Genomic DNA, 25,210 nt, shown 5'->3' on the forward strand with positions numbered 1-25,210 from the left:
CCTGATAAGCCGATAACGCAGTAGAAAGCACCTACAAACGCTGCCCAAAGGGTTCGGCTAAAAGCGTTTTACTCTTTGTTGAGTCAATTTTGCTTAGAACCACTAGGCTTCAATCGACTCGTCGCGATTAAAACGCTTTTATCTCGAACAAAATTTAACCACGAAAGATAAACAGACCCTAATAATTACAACAAAGATTGGCGGTAAGCTTTAGGCGTAAGATTCATCATTCGCTTAAACGCGCGGGTGAAGTGAGCTGAGTCTGAATAGCCTGTTTTAAGTGCAATGTGCGTAATACTGAGGTCTCGGTCCGCTAACAGTTCCAGCGTTTGTTTAAGCACTAAGCCTTCGATAACTTCTCGATAAGTTGTGTTCTCGCTCGCCAACCGTCTTTGAATGGTTCGAGCATTCATATCGATCAGTTCACCAGCAAACTGGATAGAGATCTTACCCATCGAGAGATAAGGTGTCAGCGCCCTTGCTAACGCATCGCTGAACTTATCATCCTCACCACGAAAACTCGTGCTTGGTGCAGTTTGAGATGGCGTAAAAGCAATCGGCTGGTTAATCCAATTATTAGGAATCGAGATGGCAGTAACCGGTCTACCAGTAAAGAACTGCGCGCTCTTCATTCCCGGTAATAGATTGAATGGCTCGGCTTCTAGATCTTGAATCCCGACTTCAGCCAATCGCCATTGTGAACCCAAAAGCTTTTTGAGCAGTTCATTCATGAACATGGCGGAGAACATTTCGGCATAACGAAACCATTCTCTTTCTGCGTCCTGCTTTTCTCTGACGAGCCACCATTTACCGCCCCGCGATACGACCGAAAGACTGACATTATCTGAGATCTGTTTTAGCAGTTGGGAGACTTCTTCCAATGCCGCTTTAAGTGAGTGCGTTTGAGTAATTTGATTGGCAAACCTAGGAACGTAGATATCGTGGCAAAGCGTCCAAGTAAGCAAAGCAAACTTCTCTGGTGATGCTCGTTCACCTAAGGTTTGGAATACCGATTTTAATGCACTCTCTGGCACAAACGCATCAGGGGATTGGGTGGATAAGATATCCTGTGGCATACGTGCGGATTCAAGTAAGGAGTGAATATCGCCATCCAGCTCATTGAGCATAGTGGCAAAAAGCTTTACTTCTTCCGAATGAACCAAAGGAATATCAGTGTTGGGCATGCAAGCTATCATCTTAAAATACCGAGGATTATTTTAGTTTAAGCACAAACTTCCGGGCTGTCATTAGTCACAATCCAAGTGCAATTTGATAATGAGAGGCGACTCACTCTGAGCAGAAGAGCCAACACACATTGGTCTTCAACATAGATCATCGCCTGTTCAAATACTTGCCAATTCACGCCACAGATACATTCTATCCGCTTTTAAAGCGCTATTTATATTTCTATGAATGTGATGATTTTCACGCTTTCTTAATCAGCAATCGTTTTCTAGGAATTTTTCCTAGTCGATCTAAGCCCTCCTCTCATGTGGTTCAAAATAGGACTCTCTACAATCGCCGACAGCTAAAAGAAAGCGAGCACGCAAGTGCATCACACTAATACAAGAGAGTTCACGATGTTAAAATTCCTTGAACAAGTCCGGAAGCCTACCCTCGATCTTCCTGTCGAAGTACGTAGAAAAATGTGGTTCAAACCATTTATCCAATCTTACCTAGTGGTATTCATTGGTTACTTGACCATGTACCTGATCCGTAAAAACTTCAACGTCGCACAAAACGACATGATTTCTACTTACGGTTTGTCGATGACCGATCTAGGTTTAATTGGTCTGGGTTTCTCGATCACTTACGGTATCGGTAAGACCGTGGTTTCCTACTACGCCGATGGTAAGAACACCAAGCAGTTCCTCCCTTTCATGCTTATCCTTTCAGGTCTGGCAATGCTTGGTTTCAGTTTCAGCATGGGCGGTGGCAGCGCGAGCTTGTTCTTGATGGTGGCGTTCTACGCACTAAGTGGTTTCTTCCAAAGTACTGGTGGTCCTTCTAGTTACTCGACCATTACTAAGTGGACGCCTCGTAACAAGCGTGGATCTTACCTAGGTCTTTGGAACATGTCTCACAACGTAGGTGGTGCGGGTGCTGCAGGTGTGGCTCTGTTTGGTGCTAACTACTTGTTTGACGGTCACGTGATCGGCATGTTCGTGTTCCCTTCTATCATTGCGATCATCGTTGGTTTCATCGGTATGCGCTATGGTAACGACTCTCCTGAAGCCTACGGTCTAGGTAAAGTAGAAGAGCTATTTGATGAAGCAGTCAGCGAAGAAGACGAAGCGGCTGAAGGCAATCAAATGACTAAGAAAGAGATCTTTGTTGAATACGTTCTGAAAAACAAAGTGATCTGGCTACTTTGCTTCGCAAACATCTTCCTTTACATCGTGCGTATCGGTATCGACCAATGGTCAACGGTTTACGCATACCAAGAACTTGGTCTATCAAAAGAAGCAGCAATCTCTGGCTTTACCCTATTCGAAGTGGGTGCGTTAGTCGGCACATTGATGTGGGGTTACCTGTCTGACCTAGCAAACGGTCGCCGTGCGTTAGTGGCTTGTGTTTCTTTGGGTTTGATCATCGTCTCACTTGAGTTCTACCAACACGCAACCAGCGAGTTCATGTACCTAGCGTCACTATTTGTTCTTGGCTTCCTAGTGTTTGGTCCTCAACTGCTTATCGGTGTTGCTGCGGTTGGCTTTGTTCCTAAGAAAGCAATCAGTGTGGCAGACGGCGTAAAAGGCACATTCGCTTACCTAATTGGTGACAGCTTCGCGAAACTGGGTCTAGGCATGATTGCAGACGGTACACCAATCTTTGGTCTTACGGGTTGGAAAGGCACGTTCGCTGCCCTAGATACCTCAGCAATGATTTGTATTGTTTTGCTTGCCTTCGTTGCTATCGCAGAAGAGAAAAAGATTCGTCAAAACAAGAAGAAGCTTGAAATGGCAGAAAACCAAGCTTAATCAACCAGCGCGCTTTGCCAGTCAAAGCGCGCGAGATCATTAAATAAACTGGGTCAATTTAGTATCATTGTAGGTTTTTATTGAGCTCTCTATATCAAAGGTGCCAAAGGATTGTCTCCTATCTTGCGCCAATTGGTATTGAGCTCATTTTCGTTTGTGTATTGCTGAAGTTTGGTATTTAAGATGATTAACGTAGCGCTTGTTGATGACCATGTCATTGTTCGTTCTGGATTTGCTCAGTTGTTGAGCCTTGAAACAGACATGAATGTTGTAGGTGAATTTAGCTCGGTAGCAGAAGCTCGAGTGGGATTACCTGCGTGCAAGCCAGATGTGGTTATTCTAGATATCTCGATGGCAGACGAAAGTGGGCTTACCCTACTCTCCGAAATCCCTTCAGGCATTGCTTGTGTCATGCTAAGCGTGCATGACTCACCCGCTATGGTTGAAAAGTCACTTAAACTCGGTGCGAAAGGTTACCTAAGCAAACGTTGTAGCCCTGACGAGTTGATTCAAGCCGTCAGAACCAGTGCATCGGGCGGTTGTTACTTAACGCCGGATATTGCATTGAAGCTCGCAACACCAAGTGACAAAGCAGCGACGCTAACTCAATTGACTCGCCGAGAAAACGAAGTGTGCCAATTGCTGGCTCGTGGTTTAGATGTGAAGTCCATCGCCACTGAGCTTGGCTTAAGCCATAAAACCGTTCACGTTCACCGTGCAAACGCTATGGATAAGCTTGGCGTAAAGAACAACGTTGAGCTCGCCAAACTGTTCTCACAAGAGTCGTTTTAATGCGCAGCTACACCATCACCTCCATTTGCGGTTTATTCATGACAGGATGCTCGTGGTTCTGTCTGTGGGTGATCGCTTATTACTTTGTGAACGATGCCGAGCTTGCGATCTTGTTGTTCCCCTTCGCGTTGCGTTTGGGGCTAACACTGCACACGCGCACAAAGTATTGGGCAACGATTTATCTCGCCGAATGGGGATTGACCGTTGCTCTCGCCGTTCTGCTTGAGCAGCCGCAATGGTTAATGGTGTTGGTGGCCAGCATATTGAGCATTCCGGTTGTTTACTTGGCTAAACGTTATTACAAAGGCGATCAGAATCAGCACTTAGCGGTGATGGCGGTCGTGTTGCTCGTGACGTCTTGCATTAACGTACTTGCGGTTGGTTATCACGTACAATCTGTCTACATGGCGTGGTTAGCGAGCATTGCAGGCGGTTTGTTGGTTCTGCCAATGTGCTACTTGCTTTGGAACTACCTCTTCCAAAGCCCTTGGTCGCCTTTGACCTCCAATCTACTGGCGAACGAAGTTCAATTCAAAGTTCGTCATATTCTGCTTTATAGCGTGCTGTTGATTGCCAGCATTTTGGTTCAAACCAGCTTGCCGGATGAACTGGCTCGATTTGCGCCTTTCTGTATGGCGATCCCAATCATCGTCTTGGCACTGCGTTACGGCTGGCAAGGTGCACTTCTTGCAACCATGTTAAACAGTATTGCTCTGATTGCTGCACGAAGCGGTGTTTCGAATCTGGAAATCACTGACCTTCTGTTGTCCCTTTCGGCACAAACCTTGACTGGCATCATGCTCGGTTTAGCGGTGCAGAAACAAAAAGATCTTAACCAAAAGCTTCGTGGCGAATTGTCGAGAAACCAAACCTTGTCTCGACAGCTCATTCAAGCAGAAGAGTCAGTACGCCGTGACGTGGCAAGAGAACTGCACGATGAAATTGGTCAGAACATCACAGCGATCCGTACCCAAGCGAGCATCATTAAGCGGGTCGATAACGCTGAAATGAACACTCGCTGTGCCGACATGATCGAAAACCTATCACTCAATGTTTATGACACCACCAAACATCTGCTGAGCAAACTGCGTCCGAAGATGCTCGATGATTTGGACTTAAAAGACTCCGTTCACCAGTTAACCCGTGAAATGGAGTTCGACAATCATGGCACTCGCGTTGTGCTTGATTGGCAAGGTGACTATGAGTCTTTGGGCGACACGTTAAAAGTCACCCTTTTCCGTTTGTGCCAAGAAGCATTAAACAACGCAGCCAAATATGCAAATGCGACGTCTATTGTTATCGAGCTGTCTATTGACGAGAACATTTCGTTGAACATCGCAGACAACGGCATTGGTTTCAAAACCGAAGACTGCATGAAAGGCATGGGCGTTCGCGGCATGCAAGAACGCGTGCAAGCACTTGGCGGCAAAATGTATATCTACTCTTTGAACGATCATGTGGATGGCACGCAAATCGCCATCACATTACCTAAGGTGTAACGAGCATGTTTGGATTATTTCAGTCTCCGAGCTATAACCAAACTCCCCTTAGCAAAGACCAAGTGGACGAACGCTACCGCTATTGGCGTCTGCATATCATGCTGGGGATGTATCTTGGTTATGCAGGCTTTTACTTCACTCGTAAAACCTTCAACTACGCTGCGCCCGCGATGATTGCTGATTTAGGTTTAGATAAAGCCGATATCGGGATGATTGGTACGCTTTTCTACATCACCTATGGTTTATCGAAGTTTATCTCAGGTACCATTTCTGACCGTTCTAACCCTCGCTTTTTCATGGGTGTCGGTTTAATCGCGACGGGCCTTATCAATATCGCGTTTGGCTTATCTAGCTCTTTGGTTGCACTCGCTGCACTTTGGGTGATGAACGCTTGGTTCCAAGGTTGGGGTTGGCCCTCGTGCTCTAAGTTACTTACCACTTGGTATTCGCGCTCAGAACGTGGCTTCTTGTGGGCAATTTGGAACACCGCCCATAACGTAGGCGGCGCGTTAATTCCCCTACTCGTTGGATTTCTTACATTCCATTACAGCTGGCGAGAAGGCTTTATCGTACCGGGCGTTATCGGTGTGATTCTTGGTGTGGTTGTTTGTTGGCGTTTGCGCGATAAACCGGCCACTCAAGGGCTACCAACGGTTGGTCAATGGCGAGATGACAAGTTAGAACTCGCCCAAGAAAATCACGGGCAAGGTCTTAGCTACAAAGAAATCCTCAAACAATACGTGTTCAACAACAAGTACATTTGGTTGCTCGCGTTCAGTTATGTACTGGTTTACATCGTGCGCACTGCCATCAATGACTGGGGGAACTTGTACCTGACAGAGCAACACCACTACAGTCTAATCAATGCCAACGCAGCATTGTCGATGTTTGAAATCGGTGGCTTTGTTGGTTCTCTAGTGGCTGGTTGGGGCTCGGATAAACTGTTCGGTGGTAACCGAGGTCCAATGAACCTGTTATTTGCGGCTGGTATTTTCTTATCTGTTGCTGCGCTTTGGTTGATGCCGTTAACCAACTTTGCCTTTCAAGCTGCGGGATTGTTTTCTATTGGCTTCTTTGTGTTTGGTCCACAAATGTTGATTGGCATGGCTGCAGCGGAATGTTCGCACAAAGATTCTGCTGGTGCAGCAACGGGCTTTGTTGGTTTGTTTGCTTACATGGGAGCCGCACTTTCTGGCTATCCATTGGCATTGATTCTTGAAGAGTACAGCTGGACTGGATTCTTTATCACCATTTCGGTATGCGCAGCCGTTATTGGCTTGCTGTTGTTACCATTCTTGCAGGCTCAACCTTCAAGAAAGCCGCTCGCTCCCAAGCTTAGGTTGTAGACACATCATTGTAGAAGCGACTTCTACACCTCTTAGGGTGAGTTAACCGCTCACCCATCTAATCTCCACTATTTTTTGCTTCCGATTCAGTTCGGAGGGTTTTCTACGGGTAAAATTCATGAATTCGAATACTATTTCATCAAAATGCTTCTTCAAAATGGACAACAAGATCCAAAACTACGACTGGGGAAGCCGCACTGCTATCCAGGATTTGTTTGGCTTTGCTAACGAAGCTCAGCAACCTCAAGCCGAGGTTTGGATGGGCACGCATCCAAATGGTTGCTCTACCGTCAAACAAGGAAGTGCTGCTTCGAGTACAACTGTTTCGTTATCGGAATTGATCAAGCAGGATCCGTCAGCATTTCTATCCCAAAGCACGGCTGAAGCCTTTGGTGACTTACCTTTCCTCTTCAAGATTCTTGCCGCAGATAAAGCGTTGTCGATTCAAGTGCATCCAAACAAGCAAGATGCAGAGCTTGGTTATGTAAAAGAACAACAGCTAGGTGTACCGCTGAGTGCATTCAATCGTAATTACAAAGATGCCAACCACAAGCCAGAGCTGGTTTATGCCCTAACGGAATATCAAGCAATGAACGGCTTTCGCCCGTTTGATGAAATCATCGCTGAGTTTCGCCTGTGTGACATTCCAGAGATTAACGGTTACCTAGAACAATTTGAGCGCAATCCTAATCAAGACGGCTTGTGTCAGTTTTTCGTGGAGATTCTTTCTATGGAAGAAGCGCGCAAGATTAACGCCGTGGATCACTTATTAAGTTACGCAGCAACCAACCAAGCACGCCCTGTGTGCGAATTGATTTTAGACCTTGCTGCTCAGTACCCGAATGACGTGGGTTTGTTTGCCCCATTACTGCTGAATGTTATTACGCTTAAACCTGGTGAAGCCATGTTCTTAAGCGCAAGAACGCCTCATGCTTACATCAAAGGCACTGGTCTGGAAATCATGGCGAACTCAGACAACGTACTTCGTGCTGGTTTAACACCAAAACACATGGATGTGGAAGAACTGGTTAAGTGTACCGACTTCGTTCCAAAGCCAATGAACACGCTGCTAACTAAAGCAGAAATCAAAGGCTGTGAGCACAACTTCCCTGTCCCTGTTCAAGACTTCAAGTTCTCTGTATTCCAAGAGCCAAAAGATCAACAAGTCGAGATGAGCAGTGCGGAAATTTTGATGCCGATCGATGCAGACGTAACGCTGCTTGCAGAAAGCGGTGAAACATTGGTGCTTGGCAAAGGGCAATCGGCTTTCATCCCTGCTTATGTAGGGAACTACACGATCCGTTGTGAAGGCCGCGTTGCTCGTGCATTTAATGGCTAAGTTCATTTCATCTTAAAACAAAAATGGCGGAGACTTTTCAGCTCCGCCATTTAAACCATTCATTTGTTTGTTAACTCTGTGCTTGGGCCAAACGAATACTCACCAGACTTGCCACCATGATGGCTAAGTAAAAGCTCCCGACTATCGCTTCAAAGAAAACGAAGAACTGAGCCACTGGAACCGTTGGTGAAATGTCACCATAGCCCACCGTCGTCAACGTGATAAAGCTGAAGTACAAGGCATTAAACAAGTTCGACAGCCAAGGTTTTGCTTCTAATCCAGTGAAAGAGCTAGGGAAGAACTCCAACACCAACAAGTAGATCACCGCCCACGCAAGCCCCAGTAGCAGATAGATACAAATCGAACCGATGATGTGGTTTGTCGTCACCGATTTAGTTAACACCACCTGCTTTAGCGCCGAGTATATGTGCGAAAACAAGAACACCAGTAATGCACCTAGCGTCAAAATGGACAGATCTAAATGCTCTAAGAAAGACATCCCATAGGAGATGACGGCCACAATCAGTAACACGCCATACCATGTTCGGTTGGATTTGTTCTTCTTGTTGATACCTGCAATCGAAGCACCTAATGTCACCACCAAAAGAGCAAGAACAAATTCCTGCCCATCTGGATAAAACTGATGCATCACAGCACAGCCGAAGAACAACGCAATGAGTGCGAAAAACAAAAAGTAGAAGTTATCTTCCCTGGTCATCGGTTTCATGATGCCACCTCTACTTTGTCTTCCTCCTTCGCTTTTTGGTCAATGTTCGGTGCTTTGTTTGCTTCAGTGTCATCTTCATCTAGCCAGTTCACCATCAATTGGTAAGTCAGGCTCAGTACTACAGCACCAACAAACAGACCTACGATACCAGACATTGCCATACCACCCAGTGCACCCAACAGTGTCACAAGCATCGGTGTGTCAGAACCACGACTAAGAAGCACTGGTTTCAGTACCGCATCACTCGCGCTCACCAAAATACACCAAACTAGGAAGATGCCAGCAACCAGTGTTGATTCGACGCTAAACACGTAAATAATCGCAGGAATCAACGCCAGAATCGGCGGCAACTGAACAATCGCAATCAGAATAACGGCAACCATCCAAAGCGCAGCAGCAGGAACGCCAACCGCGACCATACCAACACCCGCCATGACAGATTGAATCAGAGCAACGCCAATCACACCTTGAACGACACTGCGAACGGTCGATTTTGAAAGATCAATCAACGCTTCACCTTTCTTGTTGGTGAGGCGGTCAGCTAGCTTAGTAAAACCTTTCTGGCAAACTTCTGCATTGCTCATGAACGCACCAGCAATCATGGTCGAAATGATGAACTGGATGAAACCACCACTTACCGAACCAACAATAGATGCGGCTTGAGAAAGGAAACCTTTCACTTGCTCGCCATACTTAACTAAGAAGCCTTCCATGTTGGTCGATGCGTAGTTAATCGCTACGAACAGCTTGTCCCCCACGACAGGGATCTCTTTTAAGCTTTCCTGCGGCTTAGGGACAACTAAAGTGCCATCTTGCAACCCAGTGACGACCTCGGTACCACTGGTATAAAGACCGGATGAAAGTGCAATAAGGGGAACTAAAAGTAACAGCACACCGATGGTACTGAGGAGCGCACTCGCCTTGCCTTTTGAAATGCCTAAGCGGTTATGAAGCGTCATCATGACTGGATAGAGAGCAATAGCAATAATGCCCCCCCACACCACTAGCATGATGAATGGACTGAGGATTGAAAAACACCACCAGATCAGTAACGCTACTGCTCCGATCTTGATTGCGGCGTCTATCGCCTGTTTAGAGAAATCATTTGAAGCTATCATAGCGTTACCTTTTCGTATTTAAGCGGTTATGTTTGCAAAAACTTCCATTGCCGTGTTTCTAAGAATAACGACGCGAGAATCATGTACGTCCCGACCAATACCAATTGGAAGATTCGGATAAATGTGTTGCTGTCGATATCGCCCGAACTCATAAGCGTGCTGCCAATTAAAACAAGCAACGTACTGAACGCGGTGGCGAATATCGGTGCCTTTTCTGGCACGGTATAAATTTTCTTCCCTATCCATACCGCCAATAACGCGATAAAAGCGGTATAAAAGAAAATGTTTGGCACTATGGCGAGTATCGAGAACGCCGAGATGGCGAGCATCCCGCCGATACCATTACTGATGATTAAGAACGCGCTTAATTTGACTGACTTCTCTGACGTAATCATTAAAGACAGCAACGCGACAAACATCATGGTGAGCAGCGCTTCTGAAATCTGAAAGACAAAGAAGAAGCACACCACAGGAAACGAAATCAGCATGGCTCTATATGACGCATGCCAACGCTGTTCCTTACCAATAGGTGGCTGCGCATAGCCAGCGAACTCGCTATCTGGCTCTGGTAGATAAATATGGACCAGACCAAAAATCGCCACCGATACCGCTCCAGAAATCGCCAAGCCACTCGCAAGAACCAAGGAAATCGCTGGGTTGTTTATTGCCATAAACGGCAACATCAATACCGCAATCAACAAAATGGTCGCGAACAGATTCCATTTGGGGTCAGTAAACAAGTAGTAACCCCATGCCATCATTAAACCGACAGCAATCAGTAGAACAATTGGGTATTGAGTAATGCCTCCTGAAAGAAGAAGCCCCAATCCCATGGTGGCAATCAATGCCAGCAGCAACTCGTAAATCGTTTCTCTATGAAGATTTGGTTTATCGACCAAGAACTTCGCAGTAAACACTGGCGCGACAAACGCCAATTGCCAATTAATCCAAGCAGCGAGAAACACCGCCAGACCCACACCTATGCTGAAGCGCAGAATCCGGCGTTGAGTTGCGTTATCAATGCTCAGGTTATCGGACATAAGACAATACGCTCAGTAGACGAATCCAAAGCTTGCCAAGCGTGTTGAACACAAAGTTGTCACCACTGTAGACAATCACGTCTGCTTGCCCGCCAACGCGAAGCATTCCTCTGACTTCTTCGCGATCAAACTCAATCGCGATTGGCAGCATTTGCGTCTGGCGTAACCACCCCGTCTGCTGGTTTGCTTGAGCCAGTTTGCCTGCCTGCTGGTTTTGTCCCCAATCAATACCCCAATCGATACTGCTCACTTTGCCTTTGATGACTTTGCCAGGAACAAAATCGAGGGCGATTTCTACCTCGTCACCAATGCTGACGTTGCCTAAACTGTTTTCACGGAAGTACGCTTCAATCCAAATGTCTTCTGTCGACACAAACGTCATGATTGGCTGACCTGCTGAAGCATAGAAGCCTTCGGTCAAGCTGAAGTTCGAAACACCGCCTTGAGTTGGCGCACGAATCACCGTACGTTCTAAGTTCAGCTGAGCTTGCTCAAGTGCCAGCAATGCTGCTTTAACTTGGCTGTTTTCTTCACCCTCTGCGCCAAGTTGTTGTTTCGCTTTTTCAAGATCCGCTTCGGCATTTACGACGTTTGCTCTTGCCGTTGCCAATGATGCTCTGGCTTTGTCTGCATCCGATTTAGAAACCACACCTTTCTCTGCCATAGCAAGTACACGGTTGGCTTGCGCTTCAGTGTTTTGGCGCTCAACAATCGCAGACGTTAATCTTGCTTGAGCCGAAGCGATTGATGCGGTTTGTGCACCAACGTTTTGCCCAGCAATTTCAAGATTTTCTTCGGCTTGCTTTACCGCGATTTCATAGTCAGATTTATCAAGGACAGCAAGCTCATCACCTTCTTCTACAAGCTGGTTCGGACGAACGTTAATATTGAGTACATTGCCAGAGACCTGCGGCTTAATCGGCACGATATAACCTTTAACACGCGCATTATCGGTCACTGGAATGATACGGTCTGACACAATGCTGAAGCCGAGCATGACGACAATAAACAAAAGTAAATAGTTGGTGACCGCCTTCACTTTGTCTTTTTTGTTTGTCTCTTTGTTTTCCGACACTTCCGTTGGCTGTTTTTCTTTTTCGCTCTCGGACATGTTATCCCCTTACCATTGAATAGATTGAACATTTTAAGAATATATCGTTCTGTCCAACCTGCCATTAATTGAAGAATAATTAGCGAGCTATATCAAAAACCGTGCGTTATGCGCTAAGATGGGTCCTTGATAAAGGAGTATCAAAGCAATGCCGAATCAAACGTTCCACTTACCTGTCATCCAGACCAACTACGCGCGTATCTTGGTCGAAGTCTTTGCCGACTATGGGTTGGATAAGCACAAATTACTCAGTGATGCTGGTTTACCTGCAGACTTGTTCCAAACCGATTCTGACTACATTCCGTCTGAATCGGTAAAACGTTTGATTCACTTAACTTCATCTCAACTTGGCGTGACTAAATTCACCGACTTATTGGTGCTTGTCTTTCGTCGCCGTGTTATACCCAATGTCTTGCATCAGTTTTTGCCATTTCAAACCATTGGTGAATCAATGCAGCACATTGACGAGATATTCCATTTAGACTCGCCAGGCAGTAACGTTTCTTTCGAAACCCATCATGGTCATGCTTGGTTTTGTCGTTTCTCCGAACAAAAAGACACGCAAATCGCTGACTGGTCAGAAGCATTTGCGATCATTTACATCACAGAACTCATCAGCATACTGACCAAAACTACTTGGTACCCGAGCAAAGTACGTCTGCAGGGCAGCAACAGCGATATCGTAAAAAGTGTCGTGCCTAACCAGTGCCAGATCTTCGTGGGTCAAGACAAAGCTGGTGTTTATATCCCCGATGAAATTCTTAACGTGCCAATCCAAATATCAGACTCGCAATTAGGCGCTAAACCTAGTCAGCTCCAGTGGCATACGAGTTTTACCGATAGCGTGTTTGAACTCCTTCGCCCTTATGTAAGAGAGCGTAATTTGTCGATAGAAGAAGCGGCTCAGTTGCTGAGCTATTCTGTTCGAACCTTTCAAAGAAAGTTAAAGAATGAAGGGACTTCTTTTCGACATATTAAAGAGTCATTGATGTTCTCTGTGTCTTGCGAGCTTATGGAAGAAGGACACTCTCTTACCTATATATCCAATCAACTTGGCTACACCAGCATTTCGCACTTTTCACGCGCATTTAAAAGAGTGTCCGGGTTATCTCCTAAAGTGTATAAACAGTCTATTGCGCTGAACGCATCCAGCACTTCGTGACGTTATACTGCTCAGTCCATTTGAGGCTTGGTATTAGTTAATTGCTTGAGCTTGGTTTGCATCAGTGTTGCGAGGTCTATTTCATCACACAGCACTTCTACGTCCTGAACTCGAAAGTAAACAATCATACGTTACCCTCAATTGAAAACGTGGGGCTATTATGCCGCGGCGCAACTCAAATTATTTACCATTTTACGCCATGCCAGAACATTTCAATCCCATCTTTTTGATGTTCAAAATTAGAGTAATTCACCCACCTTGCGCAATTTTAACAATAATAAGAATTTAGACTTTCGCTCATTTCTTACTCATTCACCATCCGTACCAAGCTATCTTTAAAGTTATTTTTTTCAATGAGTTAATCTAGATCGCAATTGTATTGTTTGTTTTTTGTCACGCCGATAGCTCGTAATCTTCGGTTCAAGATGAATGCTCATCCCTTTGAAGCTGAGCAACCTTTTGTTGCAAAACGTATACGCGGGATTGTAATCACGTTTTGTATCACTACAATTCCAAACCAAATGAATAAAGAAACGTTTGTATGCCGAAATTAAATTTAGACAGCGCAAGGAATAGCTCTGCACTCTCTGAGAATGGAACCTGCGAAAAAGTACAATCGGCATTAGAACCGAAATACCACAAGCCAGAAAAGAAACTCTGCCTTAGCGCAGGTCTGACGGAAAAGCACATTGCGCGCCGTTGGAAGGTGCTAGAATCCATGACGGACAAAGATCTTCTTCTGGATCCTTTTACTCAATCGCATTACGACCAATACGCCAACAACATCGAACACTTTATTGGTACCGTTAATGTTCCTGTTGGTGTTGCCGGCCCTTTGCGTATTAACGGTCTCTACGCGAACGACGACTACTTAGTCCCTCTCGCAACAACAGAAGCTGCATTGGTCGCTTCTTACAACCGCGGTGCAAACTTAATTACTGCCGCCGGTGGTGCAAGTACCCTTTTGATCAGTGAAGGTGTTAGCCGTACACCTGTGTTTGGCTTCCAATCTCTTGCAGAAGCCGCGCAGTTCGTAAGTTGGGTGGTGACTCAATACGATATCTTCCGTAAAGAAGCAGAATCCACTACCACGCACGGCAAGCTAAAAGACATCAACGTAAATATTGAAGGCAATCATGTTTACTTGGTGTTTGAATACGTGACGGGCGATGCGTCCGGTCAGAACATGGTGACCATCGCGACACACAAGGTATTCCACTACATTCTCGAACACAGCCCTATCGCTCCGGTTGATGCTTACCTTGACGGCAACTTGTCTGGTGATAAGAAGGCCAACGCTCACACCTTGCGCTCCGTTCGCGGTAAAAAAGTATCCGCTGAAGTGACGATTCCTGCGGCTTTGGTTGAGAAATACCTGCACACCACGCCAGAAGCCATGGTCAAATTTGGCAAGATGAATACGGTCGGTGGCTTACTAAGTGGCACCATAGGTATTAACGCACACTACGCCAATGCCCTCACCGCTTTGTACATCGCATGCGGCCAAGACGCGGCTTGCGTAGCAGAATCTGCGGTTGGTATCACTCGAATGGACGTGGATTCTCAAGGAAACTTGTATACCTCAGTAACCCTGCCAAACATCATGGTTGGTACTGTAGGCGGTGGTACTGGCTTGCCAACTCAAAAAGCGTGTTTGGATATCCTTGGCTTGCACGGCAATGGTAAAGCAAAGGCGTTAGCAGAAGTCGCTGCTGGTCTGTGTTTGGCTGGTGAGCTTTCAATTGTTGGCGCATTCTGTGCCGATCATTTCTCTCGTGCACATCATAAGCTAGCAAGAAAGTAACAGCTCGAAACCTAGGAAAGCCACTCTTTGTCATTCATAGAGTGGTTTCTTTTACTACATACCGCTAATGGCACCTCAATCAAACACTACCCCCCCCCCAGTAACCACGAACATTTCGCCTTTGGCGAGCAGTATTCCCTCAGTAACACTGGATTGAGTCATTCCTTATTCAAAATTCCTTTAAAAGCTCACGCCAAGACAACTAAGCGTTATATCATTTAACGTACCTTACTCAAACTTGACGAAAACGTTCTCGCCACCAAAGTATGAATTCAAAAAAGTTTCATATTTTATTTGAGCCAACTCACATCAAAATACTCGATTACGATTCAAGTACTTATCATTATTTCTTGTAAAAAATTAAGCTTCCACGCGACTATTTTCTGTAATTAACAACTTTAATAGCAAATTTTACCGTCTATAATCCGTTCTGCAGCTGCTTGATTTTACTAAATTTATTAATTAGCTCACCATGAGCTTCATTACTCCCGTTAAATGGATTTAAGTCGTTCCTTTGGGTAAGCGAGTTAACTATGAGACGTCAGAAACAGAATGAGATTTCTTGCTGGGTATTAGGCTTTGTTGCCATGCTGCTTTTCTTTGTTGGGCCAGTATCGGCTGACGAGGACGATCCAGATCTACCTACTGCACGCTTTTTATATCAAACCACATTTGGTCCTACTCCTGCTTTAATCGACCAAGTCAACCAGACCAATTACGAGGACTGGATTTCAGAACAAATTCTTCTCCCACCGACTTATCACAGTGATCTTTACTTCACGCCCTTTAGTAAAGGGGCTCAAGCAAACCGTGAAAACGCTTGGTATCAAATCGCCCTCACCGCAGAGGATCAACTCAGACAACGCATGGCCTTTGCCCTTAGCCAAATCCTGGTTGTATCTAAGCATGGTGGTATTCTGAGCAGCAAGCCTGAAGGTCTCGTGAATTATTATGATCTACTGGTTGAAAACGCGTTTGGGAACTACCGAGAGTTACTGCTAAAAACGGCAAAGCACCCTGTTATGGGGAACTATTTGTCGATGATGGGCAGCGCCAAAGAAAACGTAAACACTGGTGCGCTTCCAGACGAGAACTTTGCTCGCGAACTAATGCAGCTTTTCAGTATTGGTTTGTATCAGCTCAACCTAGACGGGAGCATTAAATACGATCAAAAAACGGGGCATGCTCTCGCAACTTACACGCAAACCGACATCCAAGAGCTAGCTCGTGCGCTAACTGGTTGGAATAAATCGGATACTGCGTTCGTTTTGCCGATGCGGGTAATTAAAAATCGCCATGATACGAATGAAAAAACGGTACTGGGCACTACCATTCCTGCAGGTCTAACCGCGGAGGAAGAGCTTGAGCGAGTGGTCGATATTTTAATGAACCACGATAATATTGCTCCTTTTGTCTCTAAGCTGCTCATCCAACGCTTTGTGACGTCCAACCCTACGCCGGGATATGTAGCCCGAGTAGCAACCGTGTTCAATAACAATGGCCACGGCACCAAAGGCGATCTTGATGCCGTTATTCGTGCTATCTTACTTGACGATGAGGCTCGGGGGCTGACTGAAGTTCGCCCTATCAAAGTGAAAGAGCCAATCTTAGTTCTTACCAATTCCATCGTGCTGCGGGGTTCACGCTTAGTGCAGCACGATACGATGGCGCCGTTTCAGTGATGAACATCGCCAATCAAGGTCCGTTGCGCTCACCTTCTGTATTTAACTTCTATTCACCCGATTACCAACCTTCGGCAGACTTTGTCTTTAACGGGATGGTTTCCCCTGAGTACGAGTTACTGGATTGGTCTGTGTACACAGAGTCCGTTAACTTCATGCTTTACAGTGTTCGCAAGGGATATGGTTCGACCTACACACTCGACATGACGGAGCTGTACGCGTTACTCGATGACCATGATGCATTAGTTGAAGCCATCGATGCGCGCTTCTTTGCAAGTACAGCGTCACCACAGCTGCAACAAATCATGCATAACGCATTGAATGAGTACAAAACCAATTATGTACCCACCACCAAACTTGCCTTAGTGATTTTCACCGCGATTTCTGGCAGCGAATTCTACATTCAAAATTAGGAGCGAATTATGAAACTATCACGACGCAATTTTATGAAAGGAACCGCTTCTCTGGGCGCATTCGCTTCCGTTGGGCTTCCCGGCTATGCCTTGGCTTCACCAAGTAATGATTTTCGTGCTCTAATCTGCGTTTATTTAGATGGCGGCAATGATGCAATCAATACATTCTTACCTCTGTCTGATTTTCATTACGACCAATACGCGAATGTTAGAGGCAAACTTTCCGTCGCTAAAAACAGCATCATCCCTATCGGGTTGAATGCGGAAGATAGACAAGGAAATGATGTGCCGTTAGGCATGCACCCTAAGTTGGCTCGATTGACGGAGCTATTTGACAACGGAGATGCAACTGTTGTTCTTAATTGCGGAGTTCTTGAACACCCCATGACGAAGGGAATGATCGACGCGGGTGAAGTCCCGTTACCCGACCAGCTCTTCTCCCATAACTCACAAACCAATGCCTTGATGCGCGGCGGTATGAGTTCGTTCGCTAATCTTGGTTGGGCAGGCAGAATGCTTGATGTGATGAGTTCACATTCGAACATCACGCCACTATACAGCGTACACGGTGATTCATTGTGGTTGCGCTCCCTTGAGCACCGACAAACGGTTCTTAAGAAAGACCGAGCAGTTCAATTGAGTGCGCTTGGGAACCCTCGATACAAAGAAGTCTACGACCAACTTCTTGCTACTTCTGCCAGTAACCCTTTCAGTGGTCATTTTAATCTGATGGTCGATGAATCAATGACCATGAGCGGTGTTTTAGCAGAACAACTGCACAACGTAGAAAACGCCCCTTTGTTCACATCAACAACGCTCGGTAAACAGATGCAAACAGTCTACAAGTTGATCGCAAGCCAAAGTCATTTAAGCCAGCAGCGACAAGTTTTCTTTGTAAAACATACGGGATATGACGTTCATGATTCTCAGCTTTCCAAACACCCTGCGTTACTTGGCGATCTAGCCACCAATCTATTGGCCATGTATCGTGCAATAGGTGCTTTAGGAATACGTGACAATGTCACTACTTTTACCATGTCTGACTTTGGCCGTCGGATGACAAACAACGGAAATGGTACCGATCACGGCTGGGGTGGGCATCAGTTGATTATGGGTGGTGCGGTAAATGGCTCGAAGCCAATTGGCACTTGGCCTGAACTGGTATTAGGTGGAGAGGATGATTATTCGAAAGGACGTTTGATTCCTAAAATCGGAACCGACCAAGTAGGATCAACTCTAGCCCAATGGATGGGTATTACCGATGGTGCAGCGTTGGATTATGTGTTCCCTAACATCCGAAATTTCCGGTCACCAAACCTTGGCTTTATGTCGTAACGCCTTTATGTCTTAACACCTGCGAGATAAGCACAAAAAAGGGAGCGTTATGCTCCCTTTCGCTTATTACTTGTTTTGACCAGTTAGCCGCTAGCGCTAGTTATGCGTCTTCACCACGAGGGCGTTCGTTACATAGCTTGATTGCTCGCTCTAAAAGCTCAAGTGCTGTCTTATCGCTTTCAGGTAGCGCTGCGTCACTTTCAGCAATAGGCGTTACGCGGTCACCCCATTTCAGTACCGCTGCACCCCATGTCAAACCAGCACCGAACGCTGCTAATAGCATGTTGTCGCCTGGCTTAACACGGCCTTGTTCTAGCGCTTCACACAGTGCAATTGGCACAGTCGCTGCTGATGTGTTGCCGTAGTTTTGGATGTTCACAAACGCTTTTTCTTGTGGAATACCAGAAAGGTCACACAGCGTTTGGATAATACGGATGTTTGCTTGGTGTGGGATTACCACGTCGATTTGATCTGTGGTTAGTTCAGAAGCTTTCAGAACCGTTTTCGCAGCCAGCCCCATGCCTTTAACTGCGCGTTTGAAGATCTCTTGTCCGACAAAGTTGAAGTCCCAGTAACCGTTATCTTCAGCAAAACGATCCATACATGTACCAAACTTAGGCACGGAAAGAATGTCACGACCTTTCGCATCACAACCAATTTGTGACTGCAGTAGACCGGTTTCTTGTTCTGTACGAGTAAGTACGACGGCTCCTGCACCATCGCCGAACAATACAGCAGTATCTCGCATTGCCCAGTCAATGTAGAAAGACAGGCGCTCAGCACCAATAATAATCGCGTTACGGTAATTACCTGATTGAATCAAACGTGTGCCAGTTTCTAGGCCATACACAAAGCCAGTACATGCTGCGTTTAAATCGAATGCGGCAGCAGAACGGATACCAAGGTTCTGTTGTACTTTAGAAGCAATGTTTGGGATAAGTGAATCAGGAGAGCAAGTCGCAACAATGATTAGGTCGATGTCACTCGCTTCTACACCTGCACGGGCCATCGCATGTTGCGCAGCGACCGTTGCCATATCCGACGTGTTTACGTGGCTAATGCGACGGTTTTCGATACCAGTACGGGTGCGAATCCATTCATCTGAAGTTTCAAGGAAAGTGCTAAGGTCATCGTTAGAGAGCGTAGCTGGTGGAAGACATTTTCCCCAACCGGTAATTTCAGCGTAGTAATTTGTCATCGCAGACCTATTTATTGTTGTATTTTAATGAAATTTCTTAGAACCTGTTCGGGTCCAAATACAGACTTGCCGTCTTATATTTCGGCAGGCTAAAAAATAAGTATACAAATTATGAGGCTGACTGGTAAGTCATGTTTTCATGAAGTTGTCATAAAGGAAGAAGTCATGTCATCGTTTAAAACTCGTTGTCCGTCTTGTGGCGGTTTAAATCGTGTCCCTAATGAGCGAGTTGCAGAAGCTGCTAGTTGTGGTAAATGCAAGAACGCTCTATTTGATGGTTCACCGGTAGAAGGCACTATCGATAACTTTTCGGCGCTGCTAGAGAGCAACACACCGGTTGTGGTCGATTTTTGGGCACCGTGGTGTAACCCTTGTGTTGGTTTTGCTCCTGTTTTTGAGGATGTCGCGCAAGAACAGACCGGAAACGCACGTTTTGTCAAGATTGATACCGAAGCGCAACAACAGTTGGCAGCGCAATTTGGTATTCGTAGTATCCCAACCATTATGGTTTTTAAGAACGGCCAACGCGTCGACATGATCAACGGCGCCCTACCAAAAACTCAATTTGATCAGTGGTTAAATCAAGCACTTAGCAAATAAATCTCTTCGCCAGCCTTATTCTTAGGCTGGCGTTTTTATTCAGCTTTTCTTCATAGAATTTCGATAAATTTCTTTTGTCGAAACGACACAAATATATCATTTTACTTGCCTATTAATTAGCCTCATATTCGCGCCGAATAAACCCTGATTTTCACTTAACTTATAGGCGCAAAACATTGGAAAACACAGCCATTCCTTCAGTATCACCACGAGTCACAGTTCCTGTCGTAGCACTGTCTCTTTATGCAGTGGCATCAGGCTATTTGATGAGCTTGATCCCTCTTATGCTTGGTGAATACAACATCTCTGCTGATTACGCGAGTTGGTTGGCGAGTGTGTTTTATGGTGGCCTATTAGTTGGTGCTATTTTCTTTGAGCGTATTGTTCGTAGTGTTGGACACCGTAAAGCGTTTGTTGGCTGTTTGGCGACCTTCTCACTGACGATCGTTGCCCTTCCACTTATTCCAAATGGCATGGTATGGCTCGCTGCACGTTTCATCGCAGGTATGGCGGTTGCTGGCGTATTTGTGATTGTGGAATCATGGTTGATGTCCGGCGATGAGTCTTCTCGCGCAAAACGCTTAAGCCTTTACATGCTATCTCTATACGGTGGCTCTGCTCTTGGTCAGTTTGGTATTGGTATCCTTGGTGTAAGCGGCGGCGTTCCTTTTGTTGCGATCACCACTTTGATCCTAATGGCAATTCTGGTTTTGCTTTTTATTGATTGCGAACAGCCAAACAGCCATGAATCAACAGCACTATCGTTTAAGCAAATTTCTAAGCTAAGCCACGCAGCCATCATTGGTTGTATTGTTTCGGGTTTAACTTTGGGTGCAATCTACGGCCTGATGCCAGTAGAGCTTGCAAACCGTAAGATTAGCCACCAAGACATTGGTACGTTGATGGCGCTTGTGATCCTTGGCGGTATGCTGGTTCAACCTATGGTTACCACGTTAAACAAATACATGGCTCGTACTGTATTGATGGCGTTTTTCTGTATCCTTGGTATTTTTTCTATCGGCCTGACTTTTGTATCTTCATCAGCGGTAGTACTTGCAGCGGCACTGTTCCTATTGGGCATGGCGACATTTGCACTATACCCAATCGCAATTAACCTGGGTTGTGAAGGATTAGACGAGCGTTTCATCGTATCTGCAACGCAAGTTATGTTGTTCAGTTACAGCGTAGGTTCAGTGGCTGGCCCAGTGGTTGCTGATAAATTCATGGGTCAAATGCACGGACTGTTGGGTTACTTGTTCGCCGCACTGCTTGCGACTTGTATCTACATGCTCATCGCAGCAACTAAGTCAAAACATCAAATGGCGGCAGGTTTGTAATTTATAACCTCTCCCAACAAGACAAAAACGAGGGTTCATGCCCTCGTTTTTTGATCTATCTCTTCGATTCATTATTTCATGTCACCTATTCACTTCAAAAGAAACGCGCATCGCTCTTTAGCGCTGGTTTTCTAATAGCTTTTTACGATAACGTGTTGGCGACGTCCCATAAAACTTTTTAAATCGATGCGTGAAGTTGTAAGGGTCTCTATAGCCCAATCGGTTTGCTATCATGGCGACTGACCAAGCTGGGTACTGTAACAAGTCCGCCGCTTTGTGCATGCGAAGCTCAATTAACTTACTCCTTGGACTCATGTTGAATAGTTGCTTGGAAAGCCGATTAAATTGTTCTTCGCTGATAAAACAACGCTTGGCCATCTCAGCAATGGTCCAAGGTAAATGCAGTTGCCCCTCAACCTCATTAAACAGCGTTTGAACACGCGAGAGCGAACTGCTGATCGGTGTTTCTACACTCTTCACCAATCGTTGAACCTCACTAATCAATAACTGACGAAAACCCATCCTCCCGCCGATTTCTCCATAGAGTAAGCTCATCAGTGACCAGATCTGTTCTGCTCCGCGAAAAGGGATAATAGTTTGTCCAAGGTTATAAAGGTGCTGCCAAAGCTCAGTATCTTGTGGCAGGAGCCAAATCATCTTCCAATGACCTTTGTTTGGATTCATCTCAAAACGAAAACAGGTATCCACTGGCAAAATAGTCAACGTATAAGGTTCAATTTCTTTGACGAAATCAGGCGTAATAAGTACACCGCCACCTTCAACCGTAAACAGCAAGGTGTGCACGCCAACTTTGTTCCGCTCAACGCGATAACCATCATGCAGTTCAGCTAACCCGCCCATAAGAATATCCGCCCGACGCCATTCCGGAATTTCGGTTAACGTGAGAAATCGCTCTTTACAAGCAGGAGCAAGGTACGTGTCATCATGCCATTCTGTTTTGGAGGAAAATTGCTCAATGACGGATTTGCACAGGTTTTGTGATTTTTCGAACATGTTTTTATTTTCCTATTGGCTTTATATTTCTTCCCGAATTGAGGAGTAACTATGATGAACGATATTGGAATCAAAAATAGAGATAAACCCATATCTAGCGGGCTATTAAAGCAGATTATCCAATTAGGCTTCCCTGTCGCGATCCAGAGTGCATTGGTAGCGATACTTGCATTAGCCGATGTTCTCATGGTTAGTGACTTTGGTAAAGAAGCAACGGCAGCTGTGGGAATTGCATCAAAATGGCATTTTGTCGCCATTATGATCATGGCGGGTTTAGCATCAGCAAATGGCACGCTTGTCGCGCAATATTGGGGACGTGAAGATGCGGTCAGTGCAAAAACAGTCAATGGCATTGCCATTCGTTTTGGCTTAAAAGTTTTGATTCCTGTCACGCTGATTATCACGCTTGGAAGTGAATTGATCATGCGTTTGCAAACTAACGACACTCAGGTGATTGAACTTGGCTCGATTTACCTTTGGTATGCGTTCCCTGTTTTGTTGCTGACTCATATCATTATTGTATTAGAAGCGAGCATGCGCTCTTCAGGTGACACCGTCACTCCTTTATTAATGGGAGGCGTCACCATCATATTGAATATTGCGCTTAACTTTTGGCTTATCAAAGGTGGCTTCGGCATTCCGGCTATGGGGGTGGCAGGTGCGGCATTAGCGACGACGATTTCTCGTTTGTTTCAAGTCTTTGCCATGCTCGGTTACATGCGCTGGCGCAAACATTGGTTACTGGAAGCTCAAGAAGGCTCTGAGCGCCCTTCGCTGTGGCTTTCGTACCGTCGATTAGCACTACCAATGACGCTAGGCGCATTGTTGTGGGCGATTGGCACTTTGGTGTATCAGATGATTTTTGGACACATGGGTACAACGGAGCTTGCGGTATTCAATATGTTGGGACCGTTTGAATCTTTGTGTTACTCGATCTTCTTTGGCATCTCAGTCGCGTGCTCTGTAATGATTGGCCAATCTCTGGGCCGTGATGCTTTTGAACAGGCCGAGTACATGGCGCGCTTTTTTATTAAAGCAGTGTTCGTATTTGGCATTTCGATTGGCACTTTGTTGCTGCTCAATCGTGAATTGATCATTGCGGCTTTAAACTTGGACAACCCTGAGCTTTACCCACTAGCAGCGCCAGCAGTTGCTATCCTTTGCAGTGCAATTTGGCTGCGAATGCTCAACATGATCATCATTAACGGCATTATCCGCGCCGGTGGCGACAACGTGTTTTGCCTACGAATGGACTTTATTGCAATGTGGATGACTGGGCTGCCACTTTGTGCCACTGCAGCATTTGTACTGGGTTGGGAGTTCAAATACGTCTATGGGTTAATGATTGTGGAAGAAGTCGTTAAACTGGCGTTGTGCTATCACCGATACACCAAAAAATATTGGATTAAGAACTTAACGGTGGTGACAACGTCTTAAGTCTACTGTTGGCTAGGATTTCTTCGCTTCGCGCTCCGTACTCATGCGTTTATGGCGATTAGATGCGTTGGCAGCAGGCTTGTCAGGAACCTTCCGCTTCTCATGTAACAGGTGTCGAATCGCTAAGATTGGATGCTTTAGCAGCATTCTCGGCCCCGAGTAACGCATTACTAAACGCATTTGCTCTTTAGGCTCGGGCTTGTAGCAATGAATTGGGCATTGGTTGCAAGTCGGCTTGTCTTCTCCGTAAGGGCAACGATCAAGCCGCACTTCCGCGTATTCTAATAACTCACGACATTCCGCGCACAACTCACCTTTGGTGCCGTGGTGGTCTTTACAGTAAACCTCCACCATCGCTTTAACGGTTTTAAATTCTGTGGCGAGTTTGCCTAATAAAATGTTGCTCATTCTTTTCCTCAAGCTAACACGCCGTTGATTGGTGTATCTTAATCGAAGCTTATCTGGTTACAACTTCATGGTGTACAGTTGTAGAGTCCGACCATTATCGTAAGTCTGCTCGACACGTTCAAACTGAAACCCCAATTTTTCTAGCAAACTTATACTACGAATATTGTCATTATTGGTGATGGCGACCAAGTTTTCTATTTTCATTTCGTCACGAGCAAAATCCACAACGACACGAGCGGCTTCTGCAGCGTAACCTTTACCATAAGCGCTCGGTAAGTAACCGTAGCCAATATCAAATGCGGTTAATGTGTCACGCTTTACCAAACCACAAATACCGATGGGTTGTTGTTCGTGCTTGGTTTCTACCACCAGCAAGCTGACTCCTTTCAGCTCTTGCATGCGTAGCATGTTGTCTTCGATATAACGCTCAGCTTCTTCTAGGGTTCGAATTTGTTTGTCACCAACGAAGCGATAAAAATCCGGTTGATTATAGAGTTCTAAAATAAACGGCGCATCTTCTACACTAACAAGACGCAGTGTGAGGCGCTCAGTAATAAGTGTTTTCATAGGGAATCCATTAGGGTTGTAACTTGACGGAAAAATCACTATCCTGCTCCGCTAAATTAAAGGACCAACACCATGAACCGCAAGAAGAAAATCAACTCGATCTTAAAAGCGAAGTTGAAAAAACAAAATGCAAAGCTTCATAAGAGCAACAAGCCTCGCTACATCTCAAAAGCAGAACGCGCGAAGATGGAAGCCGAAGAGCAAGCAAATGAGCAAACTTCACAAGTAGCTGAAGAGACTCAAGCAACAGATGAAGCATAAAAGAAAAGCCGCATAACGCGGCTTTTCTTTTACTTGGATTTG

General features: G+C 45.6%; 21 protein-coding genes and 1 pseudogene. 13 read left to right on the forward strand and 9 right to left on the reverse strand.

Going from position 1 to position 25,210, the window contains the following annotated elements; translation table 11 throughout:
• Nucleotides 1-185 precede the first annotated feature (185 nt).
• Entirely contained in the window at nt 186-1,184 is a 999-nt protein-coding gene (locus tag KHO06_RS21920; RefSeq protein ID WP_212582503.1) for a helix-turn-helix transcriptional regulator, read from the reverse strand.
• A 396-nt stretch (nt 1,185-1,580) separates the two neighbouring features.
• On the opposite strand from KHO06_RS21920, the gene uhpT reads away from it, so the two are divergent.
• The 5 genes from uhpT to manA all read left to right on the forward strand — a co-directional run bounded on the left by uhpT (nt 1,581) and on the right by manA (nt 7,954).
• Nucleotides 1,581-2,978 (forward strand): hexose-6-phosphate:phosphate antiporter, encoded by a 1,398-nt coding sequence (gene uhpT / locus KHO06_RS21925; RefSeq protein ID WP_038889605.1) that lies wholly within the window; start codon nt 1,581-1,583, stop codon nt 2,976-2,978.
• 183 nt (nt 2,979-3,161) lie between these two features.
• The gene (uhpA, locus tag KHO06_RS21930; protein WP_045367819.1) at nt 3,162-3,770 is read left to right on the forward strand and encodes a transcriptional regulator UhpA; all 609 of its coding nucleotides are present in this window, start codon (nt 3,162-3,164) and stop codon (nt 3,768-3,770) included.
• Nucleotides 3,770-5,269, forward strand: coding sequence for a signal transduction histidine-protein kinase/phosphatase UhpB (uhpB, locus tag KHO06_RS21935; protein WP_212582504.1), 1,500 nt, complete (start codon nt 3,770-3,772; stop codon nt 5,267-5,269). The genes uhpA and uhpB overlap by 1 nt, the downstream gene beginning before the upstream one ends.
• Nucleotides 5,270-5,274: 5 nt before the next feature.
• Entirely contained in the window at nt 5,275-6,615 is a 1,341-nt protein-coding gene (locus tag KHO06_RS21940; RefSeq protein ID WP_212582505.1) for an MFS transporter, read from the forward strand.
• A 118-nt stretch (nt 6,616-6,733) separates the two neighbouring features.
• Nucleotides 6,734-7,954: a mannose-6-phosphate isomerase, class I gene (gene manA, locus KHO06_RS21945; RefSeq protein ID WP_212582506.1), complete on the forward strand. Its 1,221-nt coding sequence runs from the start codon at nt 6,734-6,736 to the stop codon at nt 7,952-7,954.
• 70 nt (nt 7,955-8,024) lie between these two features.
• Here manA and KHO06_RS21950 read toward each other — a convergent pair whose 3' ends face one another.
• The 4 genes from KHO06_RS21950 to KHO06_RS21965 are packed head-to-tail and all read right to left on the reverse strand — an operon-like array spanning nt 8,025 to nt 11,950.
• Complete coding sequence (locus tag KHO06_RS21950) at nt 8,025-8,681, reverse strand: ion channel (protein WP_005446913.1); 657 nt, start codon at nt 8,679-8,681, stop codon at nt 8,025-8,027.
• Nucleotides 8,678-9,799: an AI-2E family transporter gene (locus KHO06_RS21955; RefSeq protein ID WP_050914258.1), complete on the reverse strand. Its 1,122-nt coding sequence runs from the start codon at nt 9,797-9,799 to the stop codon at nt 8,678-8,680. Before KHO06_RS21955 ends, KHO06_RS21950 begins: the two co-directional genes overlap by 4 nt.
• A 26-nt stretch (nt 9,800-9,825) precedes the next feature.
• Nucleotides 9,826-10,839 (reverse strand): DUF2955 domain-containing protein, encoded by a 1,014-nt coding sequence (locus KHO06_RS21960; protein ID WP_212582507.1) that lies wholly within the window; start codon nt 10,837-10,839, stop codon nt 9,826-9,828.
• Nucleotides 10,829-11,950 carry an HlyD family secretion protein gene (locus KHO06_RS21965; protein ID WP_212582508.1) on the reverse strand — a complete coding sequence of 374 codons (1,122 nt, stop codon included), beginning with the start codon at nt 11,948-11,950 and terminating at the stop codon, nt 10,829-10,831. Before KHO06_RS21965 ends, KHO06_RS21960 begins: the two co-directional genes overlap by 11 nt.
• A 148-nt stretch (nt 11,951-12,098) precedes the next feature.
• Between KHO06_RS21965 and KHO06_RS21970 the strand changes: the two genes are divergently transcribed.
• The 4 genes and pseudogenes from KHO06_RS21970 to KHO06_RS21985 all read left to right on the forward strand — a co-directional run bounded on the left by KHO06_RS21970 (nt 12,099) and on the right by KHO06_RS21985 (nt 18,346).
• Nucleotides 12,099-13,112: an AraC family transcriptional regulator gene (locus KHO06_RS21970; RefSeq protein ID WP_212582509.1), complete on the forward strand. Its 1,014-nt coding sequence runs from the start codon at nt 12,099-12,101 to the stop codon at nt 13,110-13,112.
• A 541-nt stretch (nt 13,113-13,653) separates the two neighbouring features.
• Nucleotides 13,654-14,916 carry a hydroxymethylglutaryl-CoA reductase gene (locus tag KHO06_RS21975; protein WP_005427148.1) on the forward strand — a complete coding sequence of 421 codons (1,263 nt, stop codon included), beginning with the start codon at nt 13,654-13,656 and terminating at the stop codon, nt 14,914-14,916.
• Nucleotides 14,917-15,449: 533 nt separating this feature from the next.
• Nucleotides 15,450-17,011: pseudogene (locus KHO06_RS21980) on the forward strand (DUF1800 domain-containing protein).
• A gap of 9 nt (nt 17,012-17,020) precedes the next feature.
• Nucleotides 17,021-18,346, forward strand: coding sequence for a DUF1501 domain-containing protein (locus KHO06_RS21985; RefSeq protein WP_212582510.1), 1,326 nt, complete (start codon nt 17,021-17,023; stop codon nt 18,344-18,346).
• A gap of 100 nt (nt 18,347-18,446) precedes the next feature.
• Here the strand turns inward: KHO06_RS21985 and KHO06_RS21990 are convergent, their stop codons facing one another.
• Nucleotides 18,447-19,544, reverse strand: coding sequence for a ketoacyl-ACP synthase III (locus KHO06_RS21990; protein WP_005427093.1), 1,098 nt, complete (start codon nt 19,542-19,544; stop codon nt 18,447-18,449).
• 165 nt (nt 19,545-19,709) lie between these two features.
• On the opposite strand from KHO06_RS21990, the gene trxC reads away from it, so the two are divergent.
• Together trxC and KHO06_RS22000 are read left to right on the forward strand one after the other, a co-directional pair.
• Complete coding sequence (trxC, locus tag KHO06_RS21995) at nt 19,710-20,144, forward strand: thioredoxin TrxC (RefSeq protein ID WP_005427146.1); 435 nt, start codon at nt 19,710-19,712, stop codon at nt 20,142-20,144.
• Between the two features lie 176 nt (nt 20,145-20,320).
• Nucleotides 20,321-21,481, forward strand: coding sequence for an MFS transporter (locus KHO06_RS22000; protein ID WP_005427080.1), 1,161 nt, complete (start codon nt 20,321-20,323; stop codon nt 21,479-21,481).
• Nucleotides 21,482-21,598: 117 nt separating this feature from the next.
• On the opposite strand, the gene KHO06_RS22005 is transcribed toward KHO06_RS22000, so the two are convergent.
• Complete coding sequence (locus tag KHO06_RS22005) at nt 21,599-22,495, reverse strand: AraC family transcriptional regulator (protein WP_212582511.1); 897 nt, start codon at nt 22,493-22,495, stop codon at nt 21,599-21,601.
• Nucleotides 22,496-22,546: 51 nt separating this feature from the next.
• Between KHO06_RS22005 and KHO06_RS22010 the strand changes: the two genes are divergently transcribed.
• The gene (locus KHO06_RS22010; protein WP_212582512.1) at nt 22,547-23,932 is read left to right on the forward strand and encodes an MATE family efflux transporter; all 1,386 of its coding nucleotides are present in this window, start codon (nt 22,547-22,549) and stop codon (nt 23,930-23,932) included.
• 12 nt (nt 23,933-23,944) lie between these two features.
• Here the strand turns inward: KHO06_RS22010 and KHO06_RS22015 are convergent, their stop codons facing one another.
• The gene (locus tag KHO06_RS22015; RefSeq protein WP_212582513.1) at nt 23,945-24,340 is read right to left on the reverse strand and encodes a nitrous oxide-stimulated promoter family protein; all 396 of its coding nucleotides are present in this window, start codon (nt 24,338-24,340) and stop codon (nt 23,945-23,947) included.
• 57 nt (nt 24,341-24,397) lie between these two features.
• On the reverse strand, nt 24,398-24,907 hold the full coding sequence (locus KHO06_RS22020; protein ID WP_038891281.1) for a GNAT family N-acetyltransferase: 510 nt from the start codon (nt 24,905-24,907) through the stop codon (nt 24,398-24,400).
• A 72-nt stretch (nt 24,908-24,979) separates the two neighbouring features.
• On the opposite strand from KHO06_RS22020, the gene KHO06_RS22025 reads away from it, so the two are divergent.
• Nucleotides 24,980-25,168, forward strand: coding sequence for a DUF2986 domain-containing protein (locus tag KHO06_RS22025; RefSeq protein WP_005427046.1), 189 nt, complete (start codon nt 24,980-24,982; stop codon nt 25,166-25,168).
• The last annotated feature ends 42 nt before the right edge of the window (nt 25,169-25,210 follow it).

Origin of the sequence: Vibrio sp. B1FIG11 (assembly GCF_905175335.1) — a bacterium.
In the GTDB taxonomy this organism is placed as follows: domain Bacteria; phylum Pseudomonadota; class Gammaproteobacteria; order Enterobacterales; family Vibrionaceae; genus Vibrio; species Vibrio campbellii.